Genomic DNA, 23,329 nt, shown 5'->3' with positions numbered 1-23,329 from the left:
GTTGCATAACGTTACGGTAAGGGGCGCGCCGCCGAGGGCTTTGACCGAAGCCGGTGCGCCTGAATTTTCAATCATCCTGTAAAACCGGAACAGGGCGGCGCGTCCCTTTGACCGACTTGTTAGCGTTTTCATGACTCTCTGATGGACTTGTGGCTTTCGGAAAATTCCTTTGCTAACCACATGATTCTTTCTATAAGCCACGCTTTTGGTTTGCGCTTATCTCCACTAGAGCCACCAACAGCAACAAAGACATCGCCCAGATCTTTATGGCCTAAAGTATTTAGTCTAGTTTCTAAATCACTGGTGGAGAGCGCGCCAATAGACTCGATTAATGCCTTAGCCTCTATGCTTACTTCGGGTTTCTTTGTTGACTTTTCATTGTCACCTCCGATCAATTCTTCAACTTCCTTTTTAAGAGCATCAATTTTCCGGAGAATACTTTGGAGCTTTGTTTTATCTGATTCGGTCATGCTTGCCACCGTTATGGCCTTGTAATTCGTTCGTAGAATTCTTCCGCTGCTTTATGAATTCTATTGGAGTATTGAGAATCTGCGGCATAATCTGATAGTGCGATTGGCTCGCTCTGTTCGGGGCGTTCAGCGATTTTTTGTGACTGAGGAATAACTGTATCAAAGATCAAATCCCCATACTCAGACCGTATTTTATTAAGCCATTTTTCTTCGTTACCAGTACCACCTGTTAGGTAACGCAGGCGATTAAATACCACGCCCGCAAGCTCAGGCTTGTTGAATGCTTTTTGGTCAAATTCAAATATCTGATTTGCTTTGTCGAATAGGTCATTTATTGATTTTTGGATATGAGCTATACCAAGAGTTGAAAGGTATTCCGCAAGAGCCACTATTACATAATAGTCACTTGTAAAAAGTCCATTTTGTGTTGCCAAGTACAAGTTTGGCGGACAATCAATAAATATAAAGTCAAAATCATTCTGGATTGGCTTGATCGCCTTTTTAAGCATTAACTGTGCTTTTGGGTTATCAAAGCCAAACTTAGTTGCAAGTTTTAAATCCACGCCGAACAACTCCATGTGGGACGGAATTAACTTGATTCCCCTATTCGCTATTTCATCGAATTTGCTATACCAGGCGGATTTTTTGAACCTTGAAGGCATTGCAATTATCGACGAAATATCAAAATCTTTCTCATTTAGGCCAGCCTCAAAGAAATTTAGTAAGGTGCCTTTGTTTTCAATGTGCTCTTCCCAATCTTTTTCTGTCATCCAATAGAGAGTGCAATTTGATTGTGGGTCAAGGTCAATCATGAGCACACGAGAATTGAATTTTTTATAGAGTGAAGCCGCAATTTCGACAGACAAAGTAGTCTTGCCAACTCCGCCTTTGAAGTTAATGAATGAAACGACTATTGCCATGACGATTGTCTCCTATATTTCGTCTTGCTACGCTAACGTTGGAGCTAAGTTGCGACCGGCGGCATGCGGGCCTGGCCGCGAGGCCGATGATAAGCAACACGGCCTCGCGGCCAGGCCCGCATGCCGCTGGGCGTCAACTTGAGCGACTGGTTAGGCCGCACCGCGCAGGCACCGCGGCGTTGACGTGAGTGAGAAGCGAACAACCGTGTGCTCACTTTGCCCTGCTACGACGGAACCACCACAAGGCGAGGCTGAAGGACACAAGACCAACTGCCAAACCAGGAACCAAAGTCACGACAAGGTTGCCGTCCGGCGTGGCCCATGACACCACTCCCGAAGTGACGAAGCCAGCAACAAGACCAATGATGACTGTGGTGACCGGAGTCGTGCGCTGCGAGGGAGCGCTGGGAGGCGGGGAAGCCATTGCTGTTTGCCAGGCGGTTGACGGCTGGACCGAATGAATTGCGAACGAGCGGGGCGGCTAAACCGGTCCGGTTGTGCGGCCTAATGCAAAGTTGAGCGGCGGCGTTGTAGTTTTTTTCGATGCCTTTTCTTCGAGCGCCGTCCGCTCGAACGCCCTTGTTATGCCAGTCGGCTTTATGGCCGATCAGACACAGAGCCGGCCGCCTTAGCGGCCGGCGCGGTGGCGGGGCGGCCTTAGTGCCCGTCCTTGTAACACGGGCACTTTGTCTCATGGGTGACACATCGTTTTTTTTCACCTTTATATTCAATGACTTATAATTGCACAGTTTTCCCATTTGCACTAACCCTTGTAAACTTTTGCACTTACTTTATAATAGGCACTGTACTAACAAAGTAATAACTTACGTTAGATATTCCGAAGTCTTCCTAACATTTTACTCAGGTGCTTTTTATGACTGATTTTGCTGATTTCTCGATTGAAAATTCGACCTTTACTTTTCGCGTCAATGACGGCTTGAAAGAACAATTTGCCAAGTTGTGCAAAGCTCAGCGGATCAGCCCATCGGCGGCGCTCAAGCTGTACATGGAGGATTGTCTTTCCGAAGGCTACATCCGCTCTTCTCAAAATGGTCAGCGTTCCCGTGCTAATTCGCGCTTCGGTTCTTAATTTTCGTAACGGTTTCTTTAGCAGGTGCTTTTGTTTCTTTTTCGTTTAGAGCGCACTTTAAGCTTTCGCTCCGCCTGCCCCCCTAGGGCAACCCCGCCCGCTTAGCCAGGATAAACACGGCGTCGGGTTCCCTGAAGTCAAGGGCGGTCCGCGTAACGCCAGTGTAGCGGAACGGCGAAGCCTCCCTTGACTTTAGGGAATCAAGCCGTGTTAGGCTCCTGGCTTTGCGGGCGGAGCGCCCTGATTCTGGTATGACCTTGCTTTTTTTTCTTTTTCCAATGTTATAACATAACAATTTTTCACTTTAACGAGGTTCCTTTCATGTACAAACAACGTAAAAACGGCGGCTTTCGTGCCCGCGCCAGCTTTCCCATCACGCCCATGCAGATTCAAGGCTTAAACGTCATCTGTGAAAAAACCGGCTTAACCTTCGCTGCCGTTTGCGCTCGCGGCGTTGACAAAATCATTGCGGACTACGTTCGTGACGGCGTTTTTAACTATCCTGATCAAACGCCCATCGTGACCACGCCCATTGTCACGCATCCACAGACTACCGTCTAAAACCGTCTACAATCGCTTTACGGCTATTTTCCCCTTTTCCCTTCACCTTACCCTCATTTTCGCCATCGTGGCTTATAGCCGCTCAGCTTGACGCATAACGCAAAATTAACGCGCGCCAAGTTGGACTCTAAACAAAACCTCTATGCTTCCTGGCGTCGCGTTGAATGACGGGTTATACATGAGTACGAACTTAGTAGAACTAAATAGACGCGAACCGAAACCTACAATGATTTTGCGTCTTCTTGCCGAGGTGCAAGCCGGCAAAGCTGTTAGTGTTAGCATTGCTGATGCGCTGGAATTCAGGCGAGAACAATACGGACTGACACAAAGTGAATTCGCAGCAATACTCGGACTGCAAAAAGGACACTATAGCGAAATTGTGAACGGTAAGCGAAAGTTGCCTATCGGGGCCACAAAACGAGCTTACGCGCTTGGTGTTCCAGCCGACGTACTTTTGCAACCGGATGTATAACGTTCGAAGTAACCGGCCTGCGCGGCTTTTCGCGCAGGTCCGGTTGACTGAAGGGTTGGGCGTCGCTTCACTGTGCTGCCTTATAGCTCTTGACTAGGAACCAGCACATGCCGAGCGCAAGTGATCGACCGAGGCGAGCCATTTGTTCCTCGGAGAGCCCAACTGGTCGATGCGACCCCGGGCTAACAAAGCTGTATACACCGGCAAGCCCTTTTTCCTCTTCCTGAGTGATGAAGCCTACGATCCTGAGAAACCCAATGACCGAACCCCACTTAGTATTGTCGTAGGGTGGAGAACAATTTGATTGTTGAGTAACCGCGATCGCCTTCGCCAACGTTTCTAGGGCGACGCGAATGTCGTTGAGGCATGCGTTGTAATTGTGCGGCGACGAACGAAATAGCTCTGACGACGAATTGACTTTTCTCACGATCTCGTCGGCGTTAGACAAGCCAGAAGCATTCAACTCAATAAGAAGGTCGTCGTCGAGCGGAGGAGCATCACTGATCGAGGGGTCAGTCTGCGTAAGCCGCTTATTCTCAATGATGTACCCGTCAAGTTGTAAGCAGCGCCGTAAATCACCGAATCGCTCCTCGTGCCGATACTTCTTCTCCACGCGAGCGCGAAGGTCACTATCGGTTCGGGCGATTTCCTCGATAAGAGACAATAGCTGCTCATCGTTCGCGGAACGGAAGCAGTTGATAAGCCCAGTAAGTAGCCTTCCTTCTTCAGTGGAAAAACGGATGCCGTGTTTGTTCACCGAAGCCACAACAAAAGCCGTCTCATGAAGTTCGAGATACTGCGCGAGCGAATAACGAGTTCTAGATCCGATCATCGTGTGCAACCTACGCTATGGCGACGTCCAACGTTAATTAGCCATCCTAAATGACGCAAAATATTGCGTCAAAGGATTGCCTAAATAATTCGATAAAATTAAAATTCTAAGTAACTCATACATATGTCTAAATTTATCACAACCTAAAAATTATGCAAGACACATCAAATACCATTTCTGGTCAGCCGCCTAAGTTGCTCGATCAGGTCAAGGACAAAATCCGTCTGAAGCACTACAGCATCCGTACCGAACAGGCCTATACGGACTGGATTAAACGCTATATTCTGCATTTTGGCAAGCGGCATCCGCGAGAGTTGGGGGCTAAGGATGTGGAACAGTTTTTGACTCATCTGGCGGTCAACGGCCGGGTCTCGGCTTCCACTCAGAATCAGGCGCGTTGCGCTCTGTTGTTTCTGTATAAGGAGGTGTTGTCTATCGAATTGCCTTGGCTGGACAATGTCGAGCAGGCGAAGGCGCCCAAGCGCTTGCCGGTGGTGTTGAATCGCGAAGAAGTCCAGGCGATTCTGTCGCGCTTGGGTGGTACGAACTGGCTGATTGCCAGCCTTTTGTACGGCACCGGCATGCGGATCATGGAATGTCTGCGGCTGAGAGTTCAGGACATCGACATGAAACGCAAGGAAATTTTGATCCGCGACGGCAAGGGCTTCAAGGACCGGGTGACGATGCTGCCGGTATCGCTGATCGCGCCATTGCAGGCTCATCTGCAGAAAGTGCGAGAACTGCATCGGAGCGATTTGGAAGCGGGAGCCGGCAAGGTGTATTTGCCGTATGCGCTGGAGCGAAAATATCCGAATGCGGCCAAGGAATGGATTTGGCAGTATGTGTTTCCTGCCAATAAGTTGTCCACTGATCCTCGTACCGGCGCGGTTCGCCGGCACCATGTGCAGGAGCAGGCGATTCAGCGAGCGGTGAAACAAGCAGTGCGCGATGCCGGCTCGACCAAGCCGGCGACGCCGCATACTTTCCGCCATTCGTTTGCCACGCATTTATTGGAAGGGGGTTACGACATCCGCACGGTCCAGGAATTGCTCGGCCATGCCGACGTCTCGACGACGATGATATACACCCACGTGCTCAACAAAGGCGGCAAGGGCGTGATGAGCCCGCTGGATTCATTGTAAGAGTTTCCCTAAGGGAACTTTGACCGGATGGAGGGTTTGCCGAGCCGGATATACTTTATATACAAGCGCAACGCTTTTGACTCGCTCTCGATTTTGGGTATGATGAACGTCCCTTCATCGACCGGAATGCCTCTCTTGTTCAATCTGCCCGAATCCGAATTAACTGTTCTTCCCGAAACATTGCGGGCAACCGTAAGCGCTTCGTTGCGCGCATTGGCCGACCGTCTTGCCGAATACAAGCTTGAATTCAATCCCGAGCCCGAAATAGGCGCTTCGATGGTCCGGGTTTTCGGTGCCAGCCCGTTTGTCGCCGAAAGCTGCCTGCGTCAGCCGGATCTGTTGATCGATCTGGCCGATTCCGGCGATCTTAAGGCCGCCTACGACCCGGACCGTTACCGCAATCGATTGGGCGCCAAACCGGCCGCAACCGAAGCCGAACTGATGGCGGAACTCAGGCGCTTTCGCCGCCGGGAAATGGTCCGGATTGCCTGGCGGGATCTGGCGGGCTGGGCCGATCTGGCCGAAACCCTGTCCGAATTGTCCTGGCTGGCCGACGCCTGCATTCAATGTGCGCTGGATTTTCTCTACCGGGAGCTGTGCCGGCGCTACGGCACGCCTCTTTTGTCCAACGGCAAGCCCCAGAACATCATCGTGCTCGGCATGGGCAAGCTCGGCGCGCACGAGTTGAATTTCTCGTCCGACATCGATCTGATTTTCGCGTTTGCCGAAGAAGGCGTGTTGCCGGACCGGAAAGAGACCAGTTACGGCGAGTTTTTTTCCCGGCTTTGCCGCAGCCTGGTCAGGGTGCTCGACGAGACGACCGTGGACGGCTTCGTCTTCCGCACCGATATCCGGCTCAGGCCATTCGGCGACAGCGGTGCGGTGATCATGACTTTCGACGGCATGGAGAATTATTATCTGACTCAGGCGCGGGAATGGGAACGCTACGCAATGATCAAGGCGCGCCAGGTCGCGGGCGATTTCGACGCCGGCAAGCAGTTGATGGCGATGCTGAGGCCTTTCGTCTATCGCCGTTATCTCGATTACGGCGCTTTCGAAGAGCTGCGGTCGCTGAAGGCGCAGATCACCCAGGAGCTAAGGCGCAAGGACCGCATGGAGAACGTCAAGCTGGGGCCGGGCGGCATCCGGGAAATCGAATTCATCGGCCAGGCTTTTCAGTTGATCCGGGGCGGCAGCGAAAAGTCCCTGCAGACCCGAGGCATTCTCGATGTCTTGAGGCTTCTCGGGGAGATGGAGCTGCTGACGCCGCAGGACGCCGAGCAGTTGCAGGCGTCCTACCGCTTTTTGCGCCGGGTCGAAAACCGAATCCAGCAGTATCAGGACCGGCAGACTCACGATCTTCCCGGGACGGAGGCCGCTCGCGACGCGCTGGCTTATTCGATGCATTATCCGGATTGGGACAGTTTCAAACAGGCACTGGATCAGGTCCGGGCGCGGGTGCACGAGGTTTTCGACCAGGTTTTCTCGCTGTCCCGTCAGGAAACGCAAAATCAATCGAGCGCCAGGATCTGGAACGGCGCGGCCGATGAAGCGGAGCTGGTCGATGGTCTTTCGCGCCATGGCTTTGACGATGCTCAGACGGCGCTGGCGGCGCTTCGAAGCTTTAAAGGTTCGGTTGCGGTCAAGCGCCTGACCGCCAAGGGGGCCGGGGTGCTGGACCGATTGATGCCGCTCCTGCTCGATTCGATGGGGCAGGTCGCCAATCCGGACGAGACGCTGAAAAGAATGCTCAGCCTGTTCGAAGCGGTGGCCGGCCGGACGGTGTATCTGGCCTTGCTCTATGAAAATCCCGACGCACTGGCCCAGTTGCTCCGACTGACTTCCGCCAGCTCCTGGATCAGCGATTACATCGCGCAATATCCCATCCTGCTGGACGAGTTGCTGGATCCCCGTTCCCTGTTCGAACCGCTGCAGAAGCAGGATCTGGCGCAGCAACTGGATGCCCTGCTGACCGACGTCGACGTTCAGGATCTCGAACAGACGATGATTCTGTTGCGCCAGTTCAAGCATCAGCAGGTGTTGAAGGTGGCCGCCGCGGACATCATGGGCGTCTTGCGGCTGATGGTGGTGAGCGATTACCTGACCTACATCGCCGAGAGCATTGTCGAGAAAGTCGTCGAGCGGGTCTGGCGGATGCTGGCCGAAAAGCACGGCTGCCCGCCCGGCAGTTCCCTCGATGCGATGGGTTTTGCGGTGCTCGGTTTCGGCAAGCTCGGCGGCATCGAGCTGGGCTATGGCTCCGATCTGGATCTGGTCTTTCTGTACGACGCCGAGGACGGCAATGCGCCGACCGGCGGCGGCAAGCCGATTCCTGCGGCCCTGTTCTACGGCCGGATGGGATTGAAAGTACGGCACATGCTCGATACCAAAATGTTGTCGGGCGTATTGTACGAGGTGGACATGAGGCTCAGGCCGAGTGGTGATTCCGGGGTGCTGGTCAACCACGTCAACGGCTATAGAAACTATTTGTTGAACGAAGCGTGGACCTGGGAGCATCAGGCGCTGGTCCGGGGACGCTTCATTGCCGGCGACCCCGGGCTGAAGAAAAAATACGAAGCCGTCCGGCGCGAAGTCTTGAGTTTGCCGAGAGACACCGGGAAATTAAAAACCGAAGTCCGGGAAATGCGCGAAAAAATGCGCGCCGCTCTGGCCATCAAAGAAACGGACAAGTTCGACCTGAAGCAAAGCAAAGGCGGCATTGCCGACATCGAGTTTCTGGTGCAGTTCGGCATTCTGAGCCTGGCCAATCAACAGCCGGATCTGACCACGTATACCGACAACGTCAGGCTGCTCGAAGCGCTGGCCGGCATCGGATTTATCTCGAAGGACAATGCCGATCTTCTTAAAGCCGCTTACTGCGCTTATCGGGACTACGGGCATAAACTGGTTCTGCAGGGCGACCGCGCGGTCATCGACCAAACCGAGGTGGCCGCGCTGAGCCGGCAGGTTGGGCAACTGTGGCACGACTATATGGAGCGTTAAAGCATTTTCGGTTTTTCTGTAACGATTACGGAGTAGGGGCGAATTCATTCGCCCCGCGCAATATGAAAATGCTCTAGAAAAGCGACCGATGCCGTACTCGGCAGAGCGCGGCAACTTTATAGGATAGGAACGAATGGACCGAGGCCGTTAAATTTAAGGGGTACCGGATAAACTTGCCCCGAGCCCTTCGCCCATGCTCAGGAGAGTCTTGTCGAAGGGCAGAGCGCACTGGTGCTCCATAGGTATCCGGCGTTTTTGCTGCAATTAATTAAACTATGTTATTTAACGCAGTTGTTTTGCGTCATATGCCGCACTCTCTTAAATAAAAGAAAGCTCTCGATTTCCGGACAAAACGGGATTAACTGTTTGAAAATGGACGTTTATTGGCTCACAGGCAGGAATACAAACGAATTTTTTCCTGTGTCGGAGAGACTTACAGCGATCAGCCGCTTTTTATCATAGTCTGCTTTCAGCGGTTTTCAAGATCCCCGGTGTGGAAAGAAATTAATTATTATCAATGTGATAGGTGTTCTGGTTGGGTTGTTTGATGCATCGGGATAAGGCCAAGGAGGCGAGGGAGCGCGTTTTGGCATATATCGTGCTTTGTTATTTGGCAGTGGATTTGTCCGAGCTGTTTGATAGGAAATTGATCCTGAAGCTCACGTATGCAAATTGCTTTATAACGACACAACAATAAAAACTGATCCCATTGGAGAGCAAATGAGAAACTCAAGAAAATTGAAGAAATTGACCTTGTGCGCGCTGACCACTGTTATTTGCGGCGCCGGCCAGTCTGTTTACGCCCATACCGGCGTCAAAGATCAGGTGGATGAAGGCAAGAGCCTTTATACCGCATTCACGATCACCCATGGCTGCAACAACAACGAAGGCACCGAGAAGTTGCTGCCGGTTGCGGCTCAATCGGCCTTGTTCCCCAATAACGAAGATTCTCAAGCATTCAAGATTGATGCGGACGGCAACGAGACGGCGATCAATCTGGCCGATCACATCGAAGGTGCGGATGGCGGACTTATAGGCCTGTCTCCCGGCATGGTACAGGACAAAAACGTATTCAAGAAACAGGCCGAAACTGTCGATGCCAACGGCAGAGTCCGTGCCATCGTATTGAACTCGGGCAAGCTGGATACGACGGCAGTCGGCCTGGTTCCTTTCCGGATCACTGCTCCTACCTTCAAGGCGGACTCGTGTGCCAAGAGTCTGAAAGTTCGCATCGCCATCGCAAACTATTGCAACAAAACCAAAAATACCGACAAGGACAATCGTATGGATGTCTGGATTGGCCATATGACCACTTTGTTTAACGACATCGGCGTCATGCCGCACGATTCGGAAACCAGTCCCTACTGGCCGACTCTGACGGTGAACCGCACTAGCGACAATACCTGCGCGGAAGCGGATCAATTCGACATCGCGGTTCAACCTTCCGATACCGACATCGATACCTATCTTCCGATCAAAGGCTACTGGCCTAAATAAGGGCATGATGCTGTAAGGGAAGCGGCAGCGGCCGTTATCTCGCGCATAAAAAGATCCGGCGTTCTTAATTTTTCAGGAATGCCGGATTTTGCCGTTTGGGATAGAGTGGAAAAAACGAAAAGCGCCGGACACTGTCGAGCCTGAATTGCCTAAGGCCACGCGGCTCAGGGAGCAACAGAGCGAAGGCCGATTATTCTATGAAAAAGCGCCTGAATTGGGTAAAATCCCCAGGTTATGGCTGCGTTTCCTGAGTTCGCAGTTCAGTAAGCCGCATTCTCTTCGTCGGAAGGAGTCGAAACTTCGTGCCAGCAAGCTCGGAATGGGTTCACGGGTCATGCAGGAAAACCGAGATGCGATGACGAGTGGTTGATGTCACATGACGGCGAGTGCGCCGGGTGATGTCCTTTCTCTCGGGAATTCAGGGCCCGGGAATGACGCGAGATGATTATTATGAACAAGAAATTATTCAAATACCTTATGTCGGCTGCATCGGCAGCCGCTTTTGCAAGCTACGGCGCTTTGGCCTTTGCGCATACTCAGACCGGCTCCTTGGGCGATGATGCCGGAGCGGCCGACATTTATCAGGTGACCTGCGCCACTGGCGATACTACTACGGGACGCCTTGAAGTTTCCATAATTAACGTGACGCCTTCGTCCCCTCTGCTCAGCGTGGTGGTTGAACGGAACGGTCTGTCCGCATCCGTCACCGATACCGTGAGCGGAGACAGCAACTACAGCGACGTGGCTTCGGTCACCGCAGGCGACGGTCCCTATACCGTAACGCTTACTAAAGATGGCGCGGGCTCGTTGAATTATTCCATGGAATTCCACTGCAAGACGGGGGCGGGACTCCATACCGGCGACGATACCTCGATTGCCGTGTTGGAAGACGACGCCACGACCGCCCCGTCTCCCACTGATGGGGTTACGGGAGCGGTCTTTCAGCTCAATACCTCGGGCACTCAATATTGTCCGGGAGCCAAGCCGGTAAAATTCAGTCCGTCCAGTGACGTCGACTTATGGTTTCATGTCGATAGCGACACGCAAATAACGGCTTATCGGGATGCCGAGTTGACTGTTCCTGTGGCGACCCTGGATGTAGCGATCGATTCGTATGCTGCCAATGCGGCATCGTTTGTTACTTCTTATTATGCCGATGCCGACAATCACTTTGAAGCGGTCGGCGTTATAAAATTCAAGAAAGACGGTTCCGCAAAATCCCTGAAAGCCTCGTTCCTTCGCAAGGGTATTCTGGACTCTTGTTATTCTAAAGGGACATTGACCGGCAAACGGGTAAATTAAGCGGTTTTGCGCTCCGGCATAATCCCCAACGGACGAACCTGAAGCTCTGCGGCCCGAAAGATTATTTTTTCTTCGCATGCCGGAGAGAGCCGGCGGCGGAGCTTCGAATTCAAGGGCTGCAAACCGGACGTGACGGAGTCCGCGTTGTCCCGTTTCGGGTTGCAAGGCGTCGGAATAACCCGAGTATCGGCCATTCCGGGCGGTGGGTTCTAGAGCTTTCGGTTCGTATATACGGTCTCCCGCGTAAGGGCGAATTCATTCGCCCCTATCGGCGATGGGGAAACGCTCCAATAAAATAAAACTCATAAAAATATAATTACAATGAATCGATCCGTTGCCGCATTTTTTGCATCCGTCCTTCTTTGTCTTTCCTCCCGAACGCTGTGGGCTGTCGACGCAGGACGGCCGGCGCCCGTTTGTTCGTTAAGCGAGATTGGGGGCGATGCTCCGGCATACGATACCGGCCGGTTTCGCGGTAAAGTCGTCTATCTGGATTTTTGGGCTTCCTGGTGCGTCCCTTGCGCCAAATCGTTTCCCTTTATGAATCAACTGCACAATGAACTAAAAGATAAAGGCTTGCAGTTGATTGGCGTGAATCTGGATGAAAATCCCGCCGACGCCAGGGCCTTTCTGGAGAAGTATCCGGTTGATTTCATGCTGGCGGCCGACAGGGACGGAGAATGCGCCAAAAAATTCGAAGTCAAAGGCATGCCCACTTCGTATCTGATTGGCCGTGACGGCACCGTTCGTCACGTTCATCAGGGTTTTCGAGGCGGTGAAACCAAAGAGCTTTATCAGTGGGTGGAACAGTTGCTGGCGGAAAATCCCCCAGTTTCCAAGTAAGCCGAAGCTTCGCGCCGGCAGTCAGGTATCAGGGCAGCGATACAGGCAACCATGAAAACATCGGAACAATTGCAGTATTTTTTAATTTTTTTTCTGATTATGGCTCTCATGGGCTGCGCGCCGGTCGCTCCGTGGGAACGGGGCAATCTGGCCAAGCCGCAGATGGCTTTGGATCCTTATCCGATGCAGAACGCGCTGCGCGCCCATAATTACGGAAGCCGCGAAGCGTCTGCCGGCGGCAGTTCGGCGGAAGGAGGCGGCTGTGGCTGCTACTAAAGGAAGCAAGGGCTTCAAGGATGCGGTCGCCTCGTCCGGTTCCGCCTTACAGGCGTTGACCGCGGCCGCCCTGGCTTTGCCCGGGTTGGCGCTCTCCCCGGTTCAGGCGGCGGATGACGAATTCGGCGTCCAATACGGCCACTATCAGGAAGGCGAACGCAATCTGTTCGGAGTGGAAAGCAACTTCCGTCCCATCGAAGTCGATACTCTGCAAGGCAGCGGCAATCTCAAATTGTCGGACCGGATCAAATTTACTTTTAACTATACCCAGGATACCTGGTCGGGCGCGACGCCGATTGCGACCGCTCCCTGGGACATGCGCGGCAATCGTCCCACGTCACCCGACGGCGTGTCCGGCGCGACGCCTTATATCAACGGGCAATTGTTTCTGGACTCCCAGCTCAACGTGTTGAAGACGGACGGCTTTGGCAACGTCAGCAATCAGGTCGACAACCGTCTGGTGCATACGCTGTCTTCAGCCTCGCCCGAAACCCGCAAGCAGGGCGATTTCAAGCTCGGCTACGAGTGGGACGAGGCGGCGCTGGACGTCGGCGGCGGCATTTCCCTGGAACGCGATTACGAGTCCCGTTTCGTCAATCTGGGGGGGCGGCTCGATTTCAACCAGAAGCTGACCACCCTGACCGGGGGGGTGAGCTATACCGCCAGCGATACCAATGCCCGAATCGACCACGACGCGCTGCCTTACATTAACACCGGCGCTTATACCGATCAGATCACTCTGACGTCCGAAGGAGGGAAGATCATCGACGGCCATCGCAAGGATTGGAGTGCCCGCTTGGGATTGACGCAGGTGCTGAACAAAAACGCCCTGATCGAGACCGGCTTCGGCTATACCTACAGCATCGGGTACCAGGAAAATCCCTATAAGGTCGTCGAGGTCGGCTTCATCGATCCTTCGCAGCAGTTCCTGGCTCCGCCGGGCGGTTATTTCGCCAATGTCCAGGCATTGCTGGAGCAGCGCCCTGACATCCGCAATCAATGGACCGGCAATTTGCGCTATGTGCAGTACATCGATCCTTTCGATGCCGCTCTGCATTTCGGTTACCGTTTTTATCACGACGACTGGGGCATCGATTCCCATACCTTCGAAGCCGACTGGGCGCAGCCGCTCGGCCACGGCTGGACCCTGACGCCCAGAGTGCGTTACTACACGCAGGATGCCGCCGATTTTTACCGGCCTTATCTGATATCGATGCAGGCCTATAATTCGGGTAATTTCGATCGCAGCAAATTGCCTCAAAACTTTTCCAGCGACCACCGGCTTTCCGGTTTCGGCTCGCTCAGCGGCGGCTTGACCTTGAGCAAACAATTTGCCAAAGGCGTGTCCCTGGATTTGGGCTTTGAATATTACACCCATCAAGGCAGCCTGAAGCTGGGCTCGGGCGGCGAAGGCGATTTTGCCGATTTCGACTATTGGGTGGCCAACGGCGCATTGAAAGTCAATCTCGGAGCGCTCGCCGCCGCGGCAGGCGGTCATGTAGGTCATGATGCTCATGTTCACCGGCACGGAGCCTATGCACCGGCCGGCGTCATGTTCGACCACATGCTGAAAAAGGCGGGCGAGTGGATGTTCGGTTACCGTTACATGTACGGCAGCCAGAGCGGCGACATGCTGAACGGCTCGAATCCGGTCGGCGATCAGGCGATCGTGGCGGGCGGCTGCTCCGGCAATCCTTGTTTTCTCACGCCAAACAGCATGGCCATGCACATGCACATGCTCGACATCATGTATGCGCCGACCGACTGGCTGAACCTGATGGTGATGCCGCAGTACGTCGATATGAAAATGACGATGCGCCGCCTGGCCGGAGCGCCGCCGGATTCGGATGCCGATTCTCCTCCGGGCAGCGGCGTGCATATTCCTCATCACGTCGAGGATGACCATGAGACGGGCGGTATCGGCGACATGGGCGTCTATGCCTTGTTCAAACTGTTTGATTCGCCTCACCATCATATGCATGTGGGTCTGGGATTAAGCATCCCTTTCGGCGACGTGGACATCCAGTTCCGGCGCAATCATCAGGTGGATGGGGGACTGATGGATTACGGCATGCAGCTCGGCAGCGGTACTTTGGATTTCAGGCCGAGTCTGACTTACACCGGCAATATGGATCAGTGGTCCTGGGGCGCACAAGTCAGCGGCACCAAACGGCTTGAAGATAACGGAGAGACCGGGTTCGCTTTCGGCGACGTCATTCAGTCCACGGCCTGGGGCAGCTATGCCGTGACCAACTGGCTTTCCGCGTCGGTTCGCGGGATTTACACGGTACAGGGCGCGATTCAGGGCGAATACAATCAATTGATCGACAAGTTCGGTCCGGTCGATTACCCCGCCAATTACGGCGGCCGCTTCTGGGACGTGGGTTTTGGCCTGAACGCCACGGTGCCGCAAGGCGATCTGGCGGGCAACAGCCTCGGCGTGGAATGGCTGCAGCCGGTCAGCACCGATTTCAACGGCTATCAACTGGACCGCGACGGTACGCTGGCGGCAACCTGGCGTTATGCATTTTAACGTCGTTCGGCATTGGGAGGCACGGCGGTGGTCTTGATAAAATCGGCAGGGTTCGCCGGTCATCCGAAGCTTTAGACGCCTTGGAATCGAACAGCCTGAGTTTTTATCAGCAATCGTTCAAGGCGATGGGGTCGCCTTGCGATATCCAGCTTTTCGCCGAAACTCCCGCTCAGGCCGGGCAGGCCGCCGAGAAAGCCATCGCCGACGTCCATCGGCTTGAAGCTTTCTACTCGCGTTACCGCAGCGACAGCTTCCTGTCCGAAATCAACCGGGCAGCGGCCATAGGCGGCCGCATCCGGGTGGACGAAGAAACGGCCGGGCTTTTGAATTACGCCGCCACCTGCCATGCCCAGAGCGAAGGGCTGTTCGACGTCACTTCAGGCATCCTGCGTCAGGCCTGGAAATTCGATCAGGGCAGGCTGCCCGATCCGAAACTCATCAGCGATCTGCTCGACAGGGTAGGCTGGCACAAGCTCAAGTGGTCGCCTCCCGTTCTCGAGTTTACCATTGCCGGCATGGAAATCGATTTCGGAGGCGTGGTCAAGGAATACGCCGCCGACCGGATCGCGGCGCTGTGCCGGGCCGAAGGCATCCGACACGGATTGGTCAATCTCGGCGGCGACATCAAGGTCATCGGACCGCGTGCCGACGGGACGCCCTGGCGAATCGGCATTCGCCATCCCCGCCGCCGGGATGCGCTTCTGGAGACCTTGCCGCTGTTTTCGGGAGCGTTGGCCAGCAGCGGCGACTACGAACGCTGTATCGTCGTCGACGGCGTACGTTACGGCCACGTGCTGAATCCCAGGACCGGCTGGCCGGTGCGGGCGCTGGCCGCGGTCAGCGTGGTGAGCGATTTATGCGTCGTTGCCGGCAGCGCTTCGACCATCGCCATGCTCAAGGAAGAGCAGGGACCCGCCTGGCTTGCAAGCCTTGGGCTGCCTCATTTGTGGGTGGACGTCAACGGAAAAACCGGAGGATCGGTTGGCGCATCGGCAAGGTGATCCGTCAAGGGATGAATAAGCCGCCGGAAGGCTTGATTTTTTATACGTTTGTAAACCCGACAATTTTTAATAACGACGATGCGCAATTTTCTTACCGTATTTGGGCGAGCCGGGCTGTATCTGACGGTTTTTCTGACCGGGGCCTCGGTCATGGTCATCGAGCTTTTGGGAACGCGGATGATTGCTCCTTTCTATGGCGCCAGCCTGTACGTCTGGTCCTCGCTGATTTCCGTGACGATGATCGCGCTGGCGACCGGTTATTTTATCGGCGGCTATTGGGCCGACCGGGCCAGGCGCACCGGGCTGTCTTTGATCATCGCCCTGGCCGCCTTGCTGACGCTGTTTATTCCCTGGGCCACGCGCACGGTCTTGCTGGCGACCGATCCTTTGGGATTGCGCATGGGCGCCTTTGCCAGCTCGCTGGTGCTGTTTCTGCCCAGCCTGACTTTTCTCGGCATGGTCGGGCCGTTCGCCATCAAGTTGGCCACGTCGCAACTGGAAGGCGTCGGCACCACCTCCGGCTCCATCTATGCGGTCAGTACGCTCGGCAGCGTGGTCGGAACTCTGGTGTTGGGTTTTTATTTGTTCCCTTTGGTGGGTTCCAGGGAAATCCTGATCGGCGCCGGTGTTTTGCTGTTTCTGCTGGCCATCGTTCTGTCCCTGTTTGAACAAAAGCGCCTGGGCAAGATGTTGACGGTATTGCCGAGCGTATTGCTCGCCGCCGCCGGGTTGCTGTTGCTGCCGAAAGTGGTGGATGCCGGGCATCAGAATACCCGCGGCGGCCAATTTAAAATAATCTCCGAGCAGGAAAGTCTGTACGGCTGGGTGCGGGTGATCGATCAGCCCGCGAAGGATCTTAGAATGCTCACCTCGGACGCGTCGATGATCGGCGCGGCCAGTATCAGCAGCGGCGAGAGCCGGCTCAGCTATCAGGACATCGTCGGGCTGATTCCGGCGATGGCGCCGAAAATGTCGCGCGCTCTGATCGTCGGTCTCGGCGCCGGCCACATGGCGCAGGTTCTGCACGAGCGGTACGGCATCGCGGTCGATACTCTCGAAATCGATCCGGCGGTGGCCGCGGCGGCTCGCGATCATTTCGGTTACCGAATTCACGGGCAGTCGGTGATCGGCGATGCCCGCTACGAAATCCGCCATTTACAAGGAAAGTACGATTTGATCATTCACGACTGCTTTACGGGCGGCGCCGAACCCGCGCATCTGTTGACGGTGGAAACCCTGAGACAGTTAAAGCAATTGCTTTCCGAGCAGGGCATTCTCGCCGTAAATTTTGTCGGTTTCGCCGAAGGCCGGGTCAATCCGCCGCTCGCGTCGGTGGCGAAAACCATTGAGCAGGTTTTTCCGCATCTCTCGATCTTTATTTCGGAGCCGGGCGTTGATTTTAACGATTTTATTTTCCTAGCCGCAAGAAAGCCTCTCGACCTTACGTCTCCGTCGCTCCTGCCGGCCCAGGCCGAATGGCTGAACCGGCGGATTTTTGCCGTGGACCGGAGCCCAGGCCGGATTCTGACCGATAATCTCAATCCGCTGGAGCATTTGCAGATACGCAAATCCGAACATTACCGGCACTTTCTGGTCGACTGGCTGGGAGCCGATCTCTTGGTGCGTTAATCTTGCAAAGGGGCGGACGGCAGGACAGGGTCATCTGCCGATACAGGGAATTTAAAAAAGCGGCGTTCGGGGAACGCTGAGGACGGCTCGATAACATTCAGAAAATGAGGGTGGCTTATCGGTGAAGCGGCTGTCCGTAATATTTCTGAAATGTTGTCCACAAAATCTGTGGATAACTCTGTCATTATTTTCTTACAAACTGGCTCAACCCTCGGTAAATACTGGGGACGAGTCGGATCGGCCGGAACTTGGCCATTTGGCTGAATGCCGAGTTTTCGAAAGAATCCCGCAGCCTCAGGCCCAGCATCGGGCATGTAATATTCCTTGTTTCACGCTTTCTTTGGCTCCCGGCAATATACGGTCATGCGTTTTTGTAAGATAATCAAAAACGTGTTCAGCCGGGAGTCATTAATCATGTCCCAGCATCGACGGTCTGTCCAGGCGCTGCGAGGCATTGCCGTTCTTGGCGTGGTCGCATTTCATGCCATGCTGGTCGAGGCGAAATACTCCGGAGGCGACCGGTTTTTGTCCGATTTTTTCAGGCTCGGGCAATCGGGCGTGGACCTGTTTTTCGTCATCAGCGGCTTTGTCATTGTCTCGGCTACGAAAGGCCGTTTCGGCAAGCGCCGAGAGCCTTTGCGGTTTTTGTGGAGCCGGCTGACCCGGATTTATCCGGTCTATTGGTTTTATTTTTTCCTGACGCTGTCTTTCTTTTTCATCAAGCCGGAGTGGGTCAATGCTTCCCAAGGGCGGCAGCAGGACCTTGCGCTCTCCTTTTTCTTATTGCCCGGCGATCGGCTGCCTCTGGTGATGGTCGCGTGGTCGCTGGTTCACGAATTGTGGTTTTATCTGGTTTTTACGGCTTTGTTGATGCTGAACGAACGGCTGTTGCTGCCGGCTCTACTGCTGTGGTCAGTCGTCGTCGCGACCGCCTGCATTTTCACGGACGTGGCCGATTTGTCTTCCGGTTGGCGAATCGTTCTTCATCCCTATACGCTGGAATTCATTACAGGAGCATGGGTTTTTATCTTCGTTTCCGGCGATCGCGGAAAGTTTTTTTCTTCCCGGTTCATTTTTCCGGTAACCGGAGCAATGTGGGTGCTCGGGTTTTTTCTGGTTGGCCTGTTCGATGTGCTGAAAGAGGCGTCGCTGCTGCGCGCGGGCTCGATGAGTGCATTGTACGCGCTTCTCCTGCTGACCCTTACGGCTCTGGAAAGAGAAAAAAACTTCCGGGTGCCGGAATTTCTTTGCCGCGTCGGCGATGCTTCTTACACGATTTATTTGTCTCACGTGCTGATTCTTTCGGCGGTCGGGCGGTTATGGTTGATAACCGATCGGGATCGGTACGGGTTGTTCGATAATCTGTTGGCGTGTCTGATCATGCTCTCAGCCACGCTGGCGTATGGCCAGGCGGCCTACCGATGGGTTGAACGACCGCTTCTGGAGGGCTCTCGCCGGCTGCGCGCACGCTGGTTCGAAAAGAATGCTCGCGCTTCGTTTCATCCGCAAACCGGCCCGGATACGTTACATTGAAACCATATCGGGCGGTTCGTTCAAGTAGGCAGGGCCGTAATGGCTTTAGGAAAGCGACAGGCTCAAGATGGCGGTTTCTCTAGCGTCCGCCGAGCCTGGTGGGCTTCCCGATGAACTTGCCTGCCAGCAATTTCCAAGAGAGTCTCTATCGAAAGTATCAACGGACATTGAATTTTTTTAATTTTTTATGGTACAATTAATTGACTTTTCGAAAAATTGGACTATGGCGAAAGGGGTATTTCAAAAAATACATTGATTGCTAAATCTTTTTTCCTTCTAGGAAGCCATGTCCCACTGCCGTTAAACGGCAGTTTTTGCCTGGATCGAGAGTCCAGGTTTTTCTTCTCAAGTGATGTGCAACGAGTCTTGGTTGCTCATCGTTTTTATGTCGAAACCTTGCCAGACACAAGTCTGATTATGAACTGGCGGCAGATAAGAGGTTTTAGGCTGATCAAGTCTATAAAGATAATTAATTGAGTCCTGTTTTTTGGCGATAGCAGGCGATTTTTGGGTTCTGTTTCTGCGAAAGAAATTCTAAGGACTGATCGTATAGAACGCATTGCAGAAAGCCCGTTTTGAAATTACCGTGCGACGGACGTCAACAACAGCGTTTGCGGTTAAACGCGCCAAGAGTTAATCGTGTCGTAGCGCATCAAGACGTATGTGCAGGAAAAGTATTTTTTGATGGCCGAAATTTCTGGAACCATGCATTGGAATGAATGGGATCATGGTTAAAAAATTAAAAATTAGAAAACATATATCAATCGATGACCCGATATAGTTTTCCAATTTTTATTGTAGTAGGACATAGGATGGTAGGACGTGGAACGGAGCAACAAATTCGCCAGGCAGGGAGGATCCGAGTTTCAACCGTCAACCCTATGCTAATTGTCTTTCATTTTTCATGAAGGGAAATTAAGAATAATTGATCAGATCCACCTTTAATATTGTTTTTAGGAGAATAAAAATGAAAAATCTATCCGCCGGGCTTTTATGTCTTGCTTTGGTTATGGGCGGTGTTACTGCCGTCGATGCAGCAACGGCCTATCGGGCATTTATTGCGAATCAGTGGAATCCAGGGGTTGTGACCTTTGTGGACGACGCCACCGGCACCGAGCTCGGCCGTACCACGACCGGCAGCGTGACGCTGCGTCTCGTGCTGTCTCCCGACAGTAAAAAACTGTATTCCTCCAACCAGACGTCGGGAACCGTGTCGGTACTGGATCCGTCGACAAGAGCCTTACTGGCCACGATTACGGTGGGCAACAAGCCGGAATTCATGGTGCATCATCCGACTTCAAATAAGTTATATGTCGACAACAAGGATGACGGCACTGTTTCCGTGATCGATACCACGACTAACACCGTTACTAAAACCGTCGCAGTCGGAGCGGCGCCCCGCTTTATGGTCTATGCCGGCGGTTTCGTCTATGTCGGCAACACTGCTGCCGGCACGGTTTCGGTGATCGATGCCTCAACGGATACTGTCAAGAAAACGATCACCGTCGGATCGGCTCCACGCAACATCCAGGTATCGCCCGATGGTTCCAAGATTTATGTGGCGAATTACGGTTCCAGCACGGTTTCCGCCATTGACACCGCAACCCAGAAGGTTGCCTGGACGGCCGCGGTAGGCACGAACCCTTCGTATGTCGCGGTTACTCCCGACAATAAGTACGTGATCACTACCAATACCACAGCCGGTACTTCATCGGTTATCGATACTACGGCTTCAACGCCTGCGGTGATACAAACCATTTCAGTGGGCTCGACCCCTTGGGCAATCACCGTCTCGCCCGATGGCGCTCGTGCGTATGTCGCGGTGGCCAATGCCAATAGCGTGGTCGTGATTAATATAGGGGCTTGGACTACCCAATCGATTCCAACCGGTACGGGACCCTACTGGGTTCAGCTTAACCACGACGGCAGCAAGCTCTACGTCACCAATCCGCTCGGCGGCACCGTTTCCATTATCGATACCGCGAGCCTGACCGTGGTGAGCACGATTACCACGAATCTCAACCCTTGGACTGTTCTCGAAGGACCTATCACGGTTGCCGACACCGCCGGAGCGCCTACTATCGCAAGCATCTCTCCCCGGTTCGTGATTAAAAACACCACCCAGACCTTCACTGTGACCGGCACCAATTTCAGTTCGGCGCCGACGGTAACGATCAGCCCTGCCACCGGCATCACGGTTCAGTCGGTAAGCTGCACAAGCACGTCTTGTTCCGTCAAGGCGAACCTGTCTTCGTCGGCGTCAACGGGCAGCAAAAGCATGACTGTCAAGAACCCGGATGGCCAGTCGGCGACGGCAACCAATGCGTTCATGATAGTTCGTTAAGTCTGTGTCCAAAGAAACCTCAGGGTGCCTGGCGCTCTGAGGTTTCATGAAAAGTAGCGGCAGGTAAATACCGGGATGCCGCAAATTGGCGAATGGCTTGAGTAAGCTGGTTTTAAGCCGGTTTTTTCAGACTGAATCCTTCGCAGGATCGGTTATTGTTCCGGTTTCCTTCGAGTGTAACGGTGCTTCACTCCCGCCGGAAAATAGTCGGAATCCGAAAAAGGGCGGAGCGTAACTCGAGGAAGCTGTCGTTCGACCGGCGTGTAGTTGGCAAACTCGCTGTTCAGCCGAAGCAACTGGCTACGGATGGATTCGGCCATGACGTTGGCCATCCTTGAGTCCGCTTCCACGCCCGGCAGCAATTCAACGACAACGTGCAGATATTTGTCGCCGTTCCCGGTTTCCTGTGTTTCCAGCACGAATTTTCCAGTCGCCCAGGCTTGTATTTCCGTCTGTTCCAGACCGACCGTGACGTTCTCGGGATAAATATTGGCGCCGTAATAAGATACGGTAAAATCCGCGCGGCCGAAGACATAGACAAACGGCAGGTTGCGCGGCTGAAAATCCGCGTTCAGGCCGAGCTCCGAGGTTGTCGATAGTCCGTATTCCTTCAGAAAATCCCACATGTCCTCGAAGCTGATCAGTCCGCCCTTGTCGGCGATGTGATAGCGCACCAGCGGAACGCTGTTCTCTCCCGAAACGACCAGGGTTCCTTCGTGCACTTCGAAGAAACGGCTGATTGGATCGTACTGCACCAGCGTCGGCAGCCGCGATTCGCCGAACAGGCGTCGGGCCGCTTCCGGATGCCGGGCCAGCCAACGCCGGATGGCGATGCTGAGGGGCGTTTCGTTGCCGAGCACGCCGCCGTCGGCCGTGCCGTAGAGTGAAGCGCTGTCGTGGCACGGTGCGGAAGAGTCTATGCGCTGAGCCATCAGGCTGCGCCATTCTTCGCTGAACACTTCGCCGGCAAAGACCAGCTTGGGATTGTATCTTGGCCAGTCGATGCCTTCGGCGAGCCCGGCGTCGACCACGTCCTTGACGAAAGGCGGATAACCGAGCAGCACCGTCTGTTCGAAATGAGGGGCCAACTCGCGCACCACACGAAAGATTTCCGCCTTGTTGTTGCCGGGCGTGGCCACCAACAACGGATACCCTTTGGCCGCCAGGTGCCAGCAGCAGGACGTCGTATACAGACCGCCCACCCAGTTGCCCAACGCGAAACAGACCACGGCCAGCGTGCTGCGCCGATGGGCCTGGAAGCTGTCATGGAAGACCTGCTCGAAGCGGATCGCCACGTCCAGTTCGTGCAAGGCCGAACGCGGCCAGAAGGTTGGCCGGCCGGTAGAGCCGGAAGAGACCGCCACCCGGTCGGAGCCCTTGAGGCTGCCGCCGAGGCAGCGCTCCGGCAGGGGATAGGCCTGCATGTAGTCGGCCTTGCCCATCAGCGGCAGCTTCCGAAAAGCCGAACAGGAATTAATTTCGACCGGATCGATGCCTCGGGACCTCAGAAAGTCTACGTAAGCAGGGACTTCGGCGATGCAGCGGCGAAACAGGGCCAATGCCTTTTCTTCCGGGTTGCCGGCCTGGCGTTCCGCAAGGAGCGTATTCAGCGGGGTCGCAAAAAAGTGATGAATAACATCGTCGGCTGGAGAAGTCGGTGCATCGAACATGGCGGTCTACCTGCTAAAAATGTTGAGAGTAAGGAAACGGTAACCGGATTGGAAAAACGAGTCAATCTTGCGATCGCCGGGCGGGAGTCTGCCACGCCGGACTTGCAATGATCGCTCTAAACCTTTATAAGGAGACCCAAGGTGGTGTCGACAAACAATCTTTGCGGCGGACGGCTCGAGGCCGATCATGCAGAATTCGAGCGAAGGAATG

General features: G+C 54.1%; 20 protein-coding genes. 15 read left to right on the top strand and 5 right to left on the bottom strand.

The genetic code is table 11. From position 1 onward, the window contains the following. Nucleotides 1-128 precede the first annotated feature (128 nt). Nucleotides 129-470, bottom strand: coding sequence for a hypothetical protein (locus tag A3OW_RS0111600; RefSeq protein WP_020563610.1), 342 nt, complete (start codon nucleotides 468-470; stop codon nucleotides 129-131). Nucleotides 471-481: 11 nt separating this feature from the next. Next, nucleotides 482-1,390: a ParA family protein gene (locus A3OW_RS0111595; RefSeq protein ID WP_020563609.1), complete on the bottom strand. Its 909-nt coding sequence runs from the start codon at nucleotides 1,388-1,390 to the stop codon at nucleotides 482-484. A gap of 188 nt (nucleotides 1,391-1,578) precedes the next feature. On the opposite strand from A3OW_RS0111595, the gene A3OW_RS28610 reads away from it, so the two are divergent. The 4 genes from A3OW_RS28610 (at nucleotide 1,579) to A3OW_RS24820 (ending at nucleotide 3,513) form a co-directional block, all read left to right on the top strand. Next, nucleotides 1,579-1,851 (top strand): hypothetical protein, encoded by a 273-nt coding sequence (locus tag A3OW_RS28610; RefSeq protein ID WP_232422376.1) that lies wholly within the window; start codon nucleotides 1,579-1,581, stop codon nucleotides 1,849-1,851. A gap of 413 nt (nucleotides 1,852-2,264) precedes the next feature. Continuing rightward, nucleotides 2,265-2,480: a hypothetical protein gene (locus tag A3OW_RS24825; protein ID WP_020563607.1), complete on the top strand. Its 216-nt coding sequence runs from the start codon at nucleotides 2,265-2,267 to the stop codon at nucleotides 2,478-2,480. Between the two features lie 321 nt (nucleotides 2,481-2,801). Beyond that, nucleotides 2,802-3,041: a hypothetical protein gene (locus tag A3OW_RS0111580; RefSeq protein ID WP_020563606.1), complete on the top strand. Its 240-nt coding sequence runs from the start codon at nucleotides 2,802-2,804 to the stop codon at nucleotides 3,039-3,041. Between the two features lie 178 nt (nucleotides 3,042-3,219). Continuing rightward, on the top strand, nucleotides 3,220-3,513 hold the full coding sequence (locus tag A3OW_RS24820) for a helix-turn-helix domain-containing protein (RefSeq protein ID WP_157385878.1): 294 nt from the start codon (nucleotides 3,220-3,222) through the stop codon (nucleotides 3,511-3,513). A 67-nt stretch (nucleotides 3,514-3,580) separates the two neighbouring features. Here the strand turns inward: A3OW_RS24820 and A3OW_RS0111570 are convergent, their stop codons facing one another. Next, nucleotides 3,581-4,345, bottom strand: a complete 765-nt coding sequence (locus tag A3OW_RS0111570; protein WP_020563604.1) for a hypothetical protein — start codon at nucleotides 4,343-4,345, stop codon at nucleotides 3,581-3,583. 152 nt (nucleotides 4,346-4,497) lie between these two features. Between A3OW_RS0111570 and A3OW_RS0111565 the strand changes: the two genes are divergently transcribed. From A3OW_RS0111565 to A3OW_RS0111510, 9 genes are all read left to right on the top strand, one after another. Further along, nucleotides 4,498-5,487: an integron integrase gene (locus tag A3OW_RS0111565; protein ID WP_026223519.1), complete on the top strand. Its 990-nt coding sequence runs from the start codon at nucleotides 4,498-4,500 to the stop codon at nucleotides 5,485-5,487. Nucleotides 5,488-5,586: 99 nt separating this feature from the next. Then, entirely contained in the window at nucleotides 5,587-8,490 is a 2,904-nt protein-coding gene (gene glnE, locus A3OW_RS0111560) for a bifunctional [glutamate--ammonia ligase]-adenylyl-L-tyrosine phosphorylase/[glutamate--ammonia-ligase] adenylyltransferase (protein ID WP_408605653.1), read from the top strand. 720 nt (nucleotides 8,491-9,210) lie between these two features. Beyond that, entirely contained in the window at nucleotides 9,211-9,987 is a 777-nt protein-coding gene (locus A3OW_RS0111550; protein WP_020563600.1) for a hypothetical protein, read from the top strand. A 450-nt stretch (nucleotides 9,988-10,437) separates the two neighbouring features. After that, nucleotides 10,438-11,289, top strand: a complete 852-nt coding sequence (locus A3OW_RS0111540; RefSeq protein WP_033411711.1) for a hypothetical protein — start codon at nucleotides 10,438-10,440, stop codon at nucleotides 11,287-11,289. Between the two features lie 321 nt (nucleotides 11,290-11,610). Next, on the top strand, nucleotides 11,611-12,132 hold the full coding sequence (locus tag A3OW_RS0111530) for a TlpA family protein disulfide reductase (protein WP_020563596.1): 522 nt from the start codon (nucleotides 11,611-11,613) through the stop codon (nucleotides 12,130-12,132). A 51-nt stretch (nucleotides 12,133-12,183) separates the two neighbouring features. Then, the gene (locus tag A3OW_RS0111525) at nucleotides 12,184-12,408 is read left to right on the top strand and encodes a DUF4266 domain-containing protein (RefSeq protein ID WP_020563595.1); all 225 of its coding nucleotides are present in this window, start codon (nucleotides 12,184-12,186) and stop codon (nucleotides 12,406-12,408) included. Continuing rightward, nucleotides 12,395-14,941 carry a DUF3570 domain-containing protein gene (locus A3OW_RS0111520; protein ID WP_020563594.1) on the top strand — a complete coding sequence of 849 codons (2,547 nt, stop codon included), beginning with the start codon at nucleotides 12,395-12,397 and terminating at the stop codon, nucleotides 14,939-14,941. The genes A3OW_RS0111525 and A3OW_RS0111520 overlap by 14 nt, the downstream gene beginning before the upstream one ends. A 125-nt stretch (nucleotides 14,942-15,066) precedes the next feature. Continuing rightward, a complete protein-coding gene (locus A3OW_RS0111515) occupies nucleotides 15,067-15,942 on the top strand; it encodes an FAD:protein FMN transferase (RefSeq protein WP_033412469.1) in 876 nt (291 codons plus the stop codon). Nucleotides 15,943-16,020: 78 nt separating this feature from the next. Next, nucleotides 16,021-17,571, top strand: coding sequence for a fused MFS/spermidine synthase (locus A3OW_RS0111510; protein ID WP_020563592.1), 1,551 nt, complete (start codon nucleotides 16,021-16,023; stop codon nucleotides 17,569-17,571). Here A3OW_RS0111510 and A3OW_RS27850 read toward each other — a convergent pair. After that, nucleotides 17,568-17,885 carry a hypothetical protein gene (locus A3OW_RS27850; RefSeq protein ID WP_020563591.1) on the bottom strand — a complete coding sequence of 106 codons (318 nt, stop codon included), beginning with the start codon at nucleotides 17,883-17,885 and terminating at the stop codon, nucleotides 17,568-17,570. The two genes, A3OW_RS0111510 and A3OW_RS27850, sit on opposite strands and share 4 nt — an antisense overlap. 100 nt (nucleotides 17,886-17,985) lie before the next feature. Between A3OW_RS27850 and A3OW_RS0111500 the strand changes: the two genes are divergently transcribed. Together A3OW_RS0111500 and A3OW_RS26440 are read left to right on the top strand one after the other, a co-directional pair. Continuing rightward, nucleotides 17,986-19,104, top strand: coding sequence for an acyltransferase family protein (locus tag A3OW_RS0111500; RefSeq protein ID WP_033412467.1), 1,119 nt, complete (start codon nucleotides 17,986-17,988; stop codon nucleotides 19,102-19,104). A gap of 1,084 nt (nucleotides 19,105-20,188) precedes the next feature. Beyond that, on the top strand, nucleotides 20,189-21,448 hold the full coding sequence (locus A3OW_RS26440) for a YVTN family beta-propeller repeat protein (RefSeq protein ID WP_232422375.1): 1,260 nt from the start codon (nucleotides 20,189-20,191) through the stop codon (nucleotides 21,446-21,448). A 152-nt stretch (nucleotides 21,449-21,600) separates the two neighbouring features. On the opposite strand, the gene A3OW_RS0111490 is transcribed toward A3OW_RS26440, so the two are convergent. Continuing rightward, the gene (locus A3OW_RS0111490; RefSeq protein ID WP_020563588.1) at nucleotides 21,601-23,118 is read right to left on the bottom strand and encodes a phenylacetate--CoA ligase family protein; all 1,518 of its coding nucleotides are present in this window, start codon (nucleotides 23,116-23,118) and stop codon (nucleotides 21,601-21,603) included. Between the last annotated feature and the right edge of the window lie 211 nt (nucleotides 23,119-23,329).

Origin of the sequence: Methylosarcina fibrata AML-C10 (genome assembly GCF_000372865.1) — a bacterium.
In the GTDB taxonomy this organism is placed as follows: domain Bacteria; phylum Pseudomonadota; class Gammaproteobacteria; order Methylococcales; family Methylomonadaceae; genus Methylosarcina; species Methylosarcina fibrata.
This window is presented reverse-complemented; position numbering and strand designations above follow the sequence as displayed.

Excerpts from the sequence above, each read along its gene's own strand:
- A3OW_RS0111600 (WP_020563610.1), bottom strand. The coding sequence starts at position 470 with ATGACCGAATCAGATAAAACAAAGCTCCAAAGTATTCTCCGGAAAATT.
- A3OW_RS0111500 (WP_033412467.1), top strand. The coding sequence starts at position 17,986 with ATGTCCCAGCATCGACGGTCTGTCCAGGCGCTGCGAGGCATTGCCGTT.
- A3OW_RS0111580 (WP_020563606.1), top strand. The coding sequence starts at position 2,802 with ATGTACAAACAACGTAAAAACGGCGGCTTTCGTGCCCGCGCCAGCTTT.
- A3OW_RS0111550 (WP_020563600.1), top strand. The coding sequence starts at position 9,211 with ATGAGAAACTCAAGAAAATTGAAGAAATTGACCTTGTGCGCGCTGACC.
- A3OW_RS0111515 (WP_033412469.1), top strand. The coding sequence starts at position 15,067 with ATGGGGTCGCCTTGCGATATCCAGCTTTTCGCCGAAACTCCCGCTCAG.
- A3OW_RS0111490 (WP_020563588.1), bottom strand. The coding sequence starts at position 23,118 with ATGTTCGATGCACCGACTTCTCCAGCCGACGATGTTATTCATCACTTT.
- A3OW_RS0111510 (WP_020563592.1), top strand. The coding sequence starts at position 16,021 with ATGCGCAATTTTCTTACCGTATTTGGGCGAGCCGGGCTGTATCTGACG.
- glnE (WP_408605653.1), top strand. The coding sequence starts at position 5,587 with ATGATGAACGTCCCTTCATCGACCGGAATGCCTCTCTTGTTCAATCTG.
- A3OW_RS0111525 (WP_020563595.1), top strand. The coding sequence starts at position 12,184 with ATGAAAACATCGGAACAATTGCAGTATTTTTTAATTTTTTTTCTGATT.
- A3OW_RS0111565 (WP_026223519.1), top strand. The coding sequence starts at position 4,498 with ATGCAAGACACATCAAATACCATTTCTGGTCAGCCGCCTAAGTTGCTC.
- A3OW_RS0111595 (WP_020563609.1), bottom strand. The coding sequence starts at position 1,390 with ATGGCAATAGTCGTTTCATTCATTAACTTCAAAGGCGGAGTTGGCAAG.
- A3OW_RS24820 (WP_157385878.1), top strand. The coding sequence starts at position 3,220 with ATGAGTACGAACTTAGTAGAACTAAATAGACGCGAACCGAAACCTACA.
- A3OW_RS0111540 (WP_033411711.1), top strand. The coding sequence starts at position 10,438 with ATGAACAAGAAATTATTCAAATACCTTATGTCGGCTGCATCGGCAGCC.
- A3OW_RS0111530 (WP_020563596.1), top strand. The coding sequence starts at position 11,611 with ATGAATCGATCCGTTGCCGCATTTTTTGCATCCGTCCTTCTTTGTCTT.
- A3OW_RS24825 (WP_020563607.1), top strand. The coding sequence starts at position 2,265 with ATGACTGATTTTGCTGATTTCTCGATTGAAAATTCGACCTTTACTTTT.
- A3OW_RS27850 (WP_020563591.1), bottom strand. The coding sequence starts at position 17,885 with ATGCCCGATGCTGGGCCTGAGGCTGCGGGATTCTTTCGAAAACTCGGC.
- A3OW_RS0111570 (WP_020563604.1), bottom strand. The coding sequence starts at position 4,345 with ATGATCGGATCTAGAACTCGTTATTCGCTCGCGCAGTATCTCGAACTT.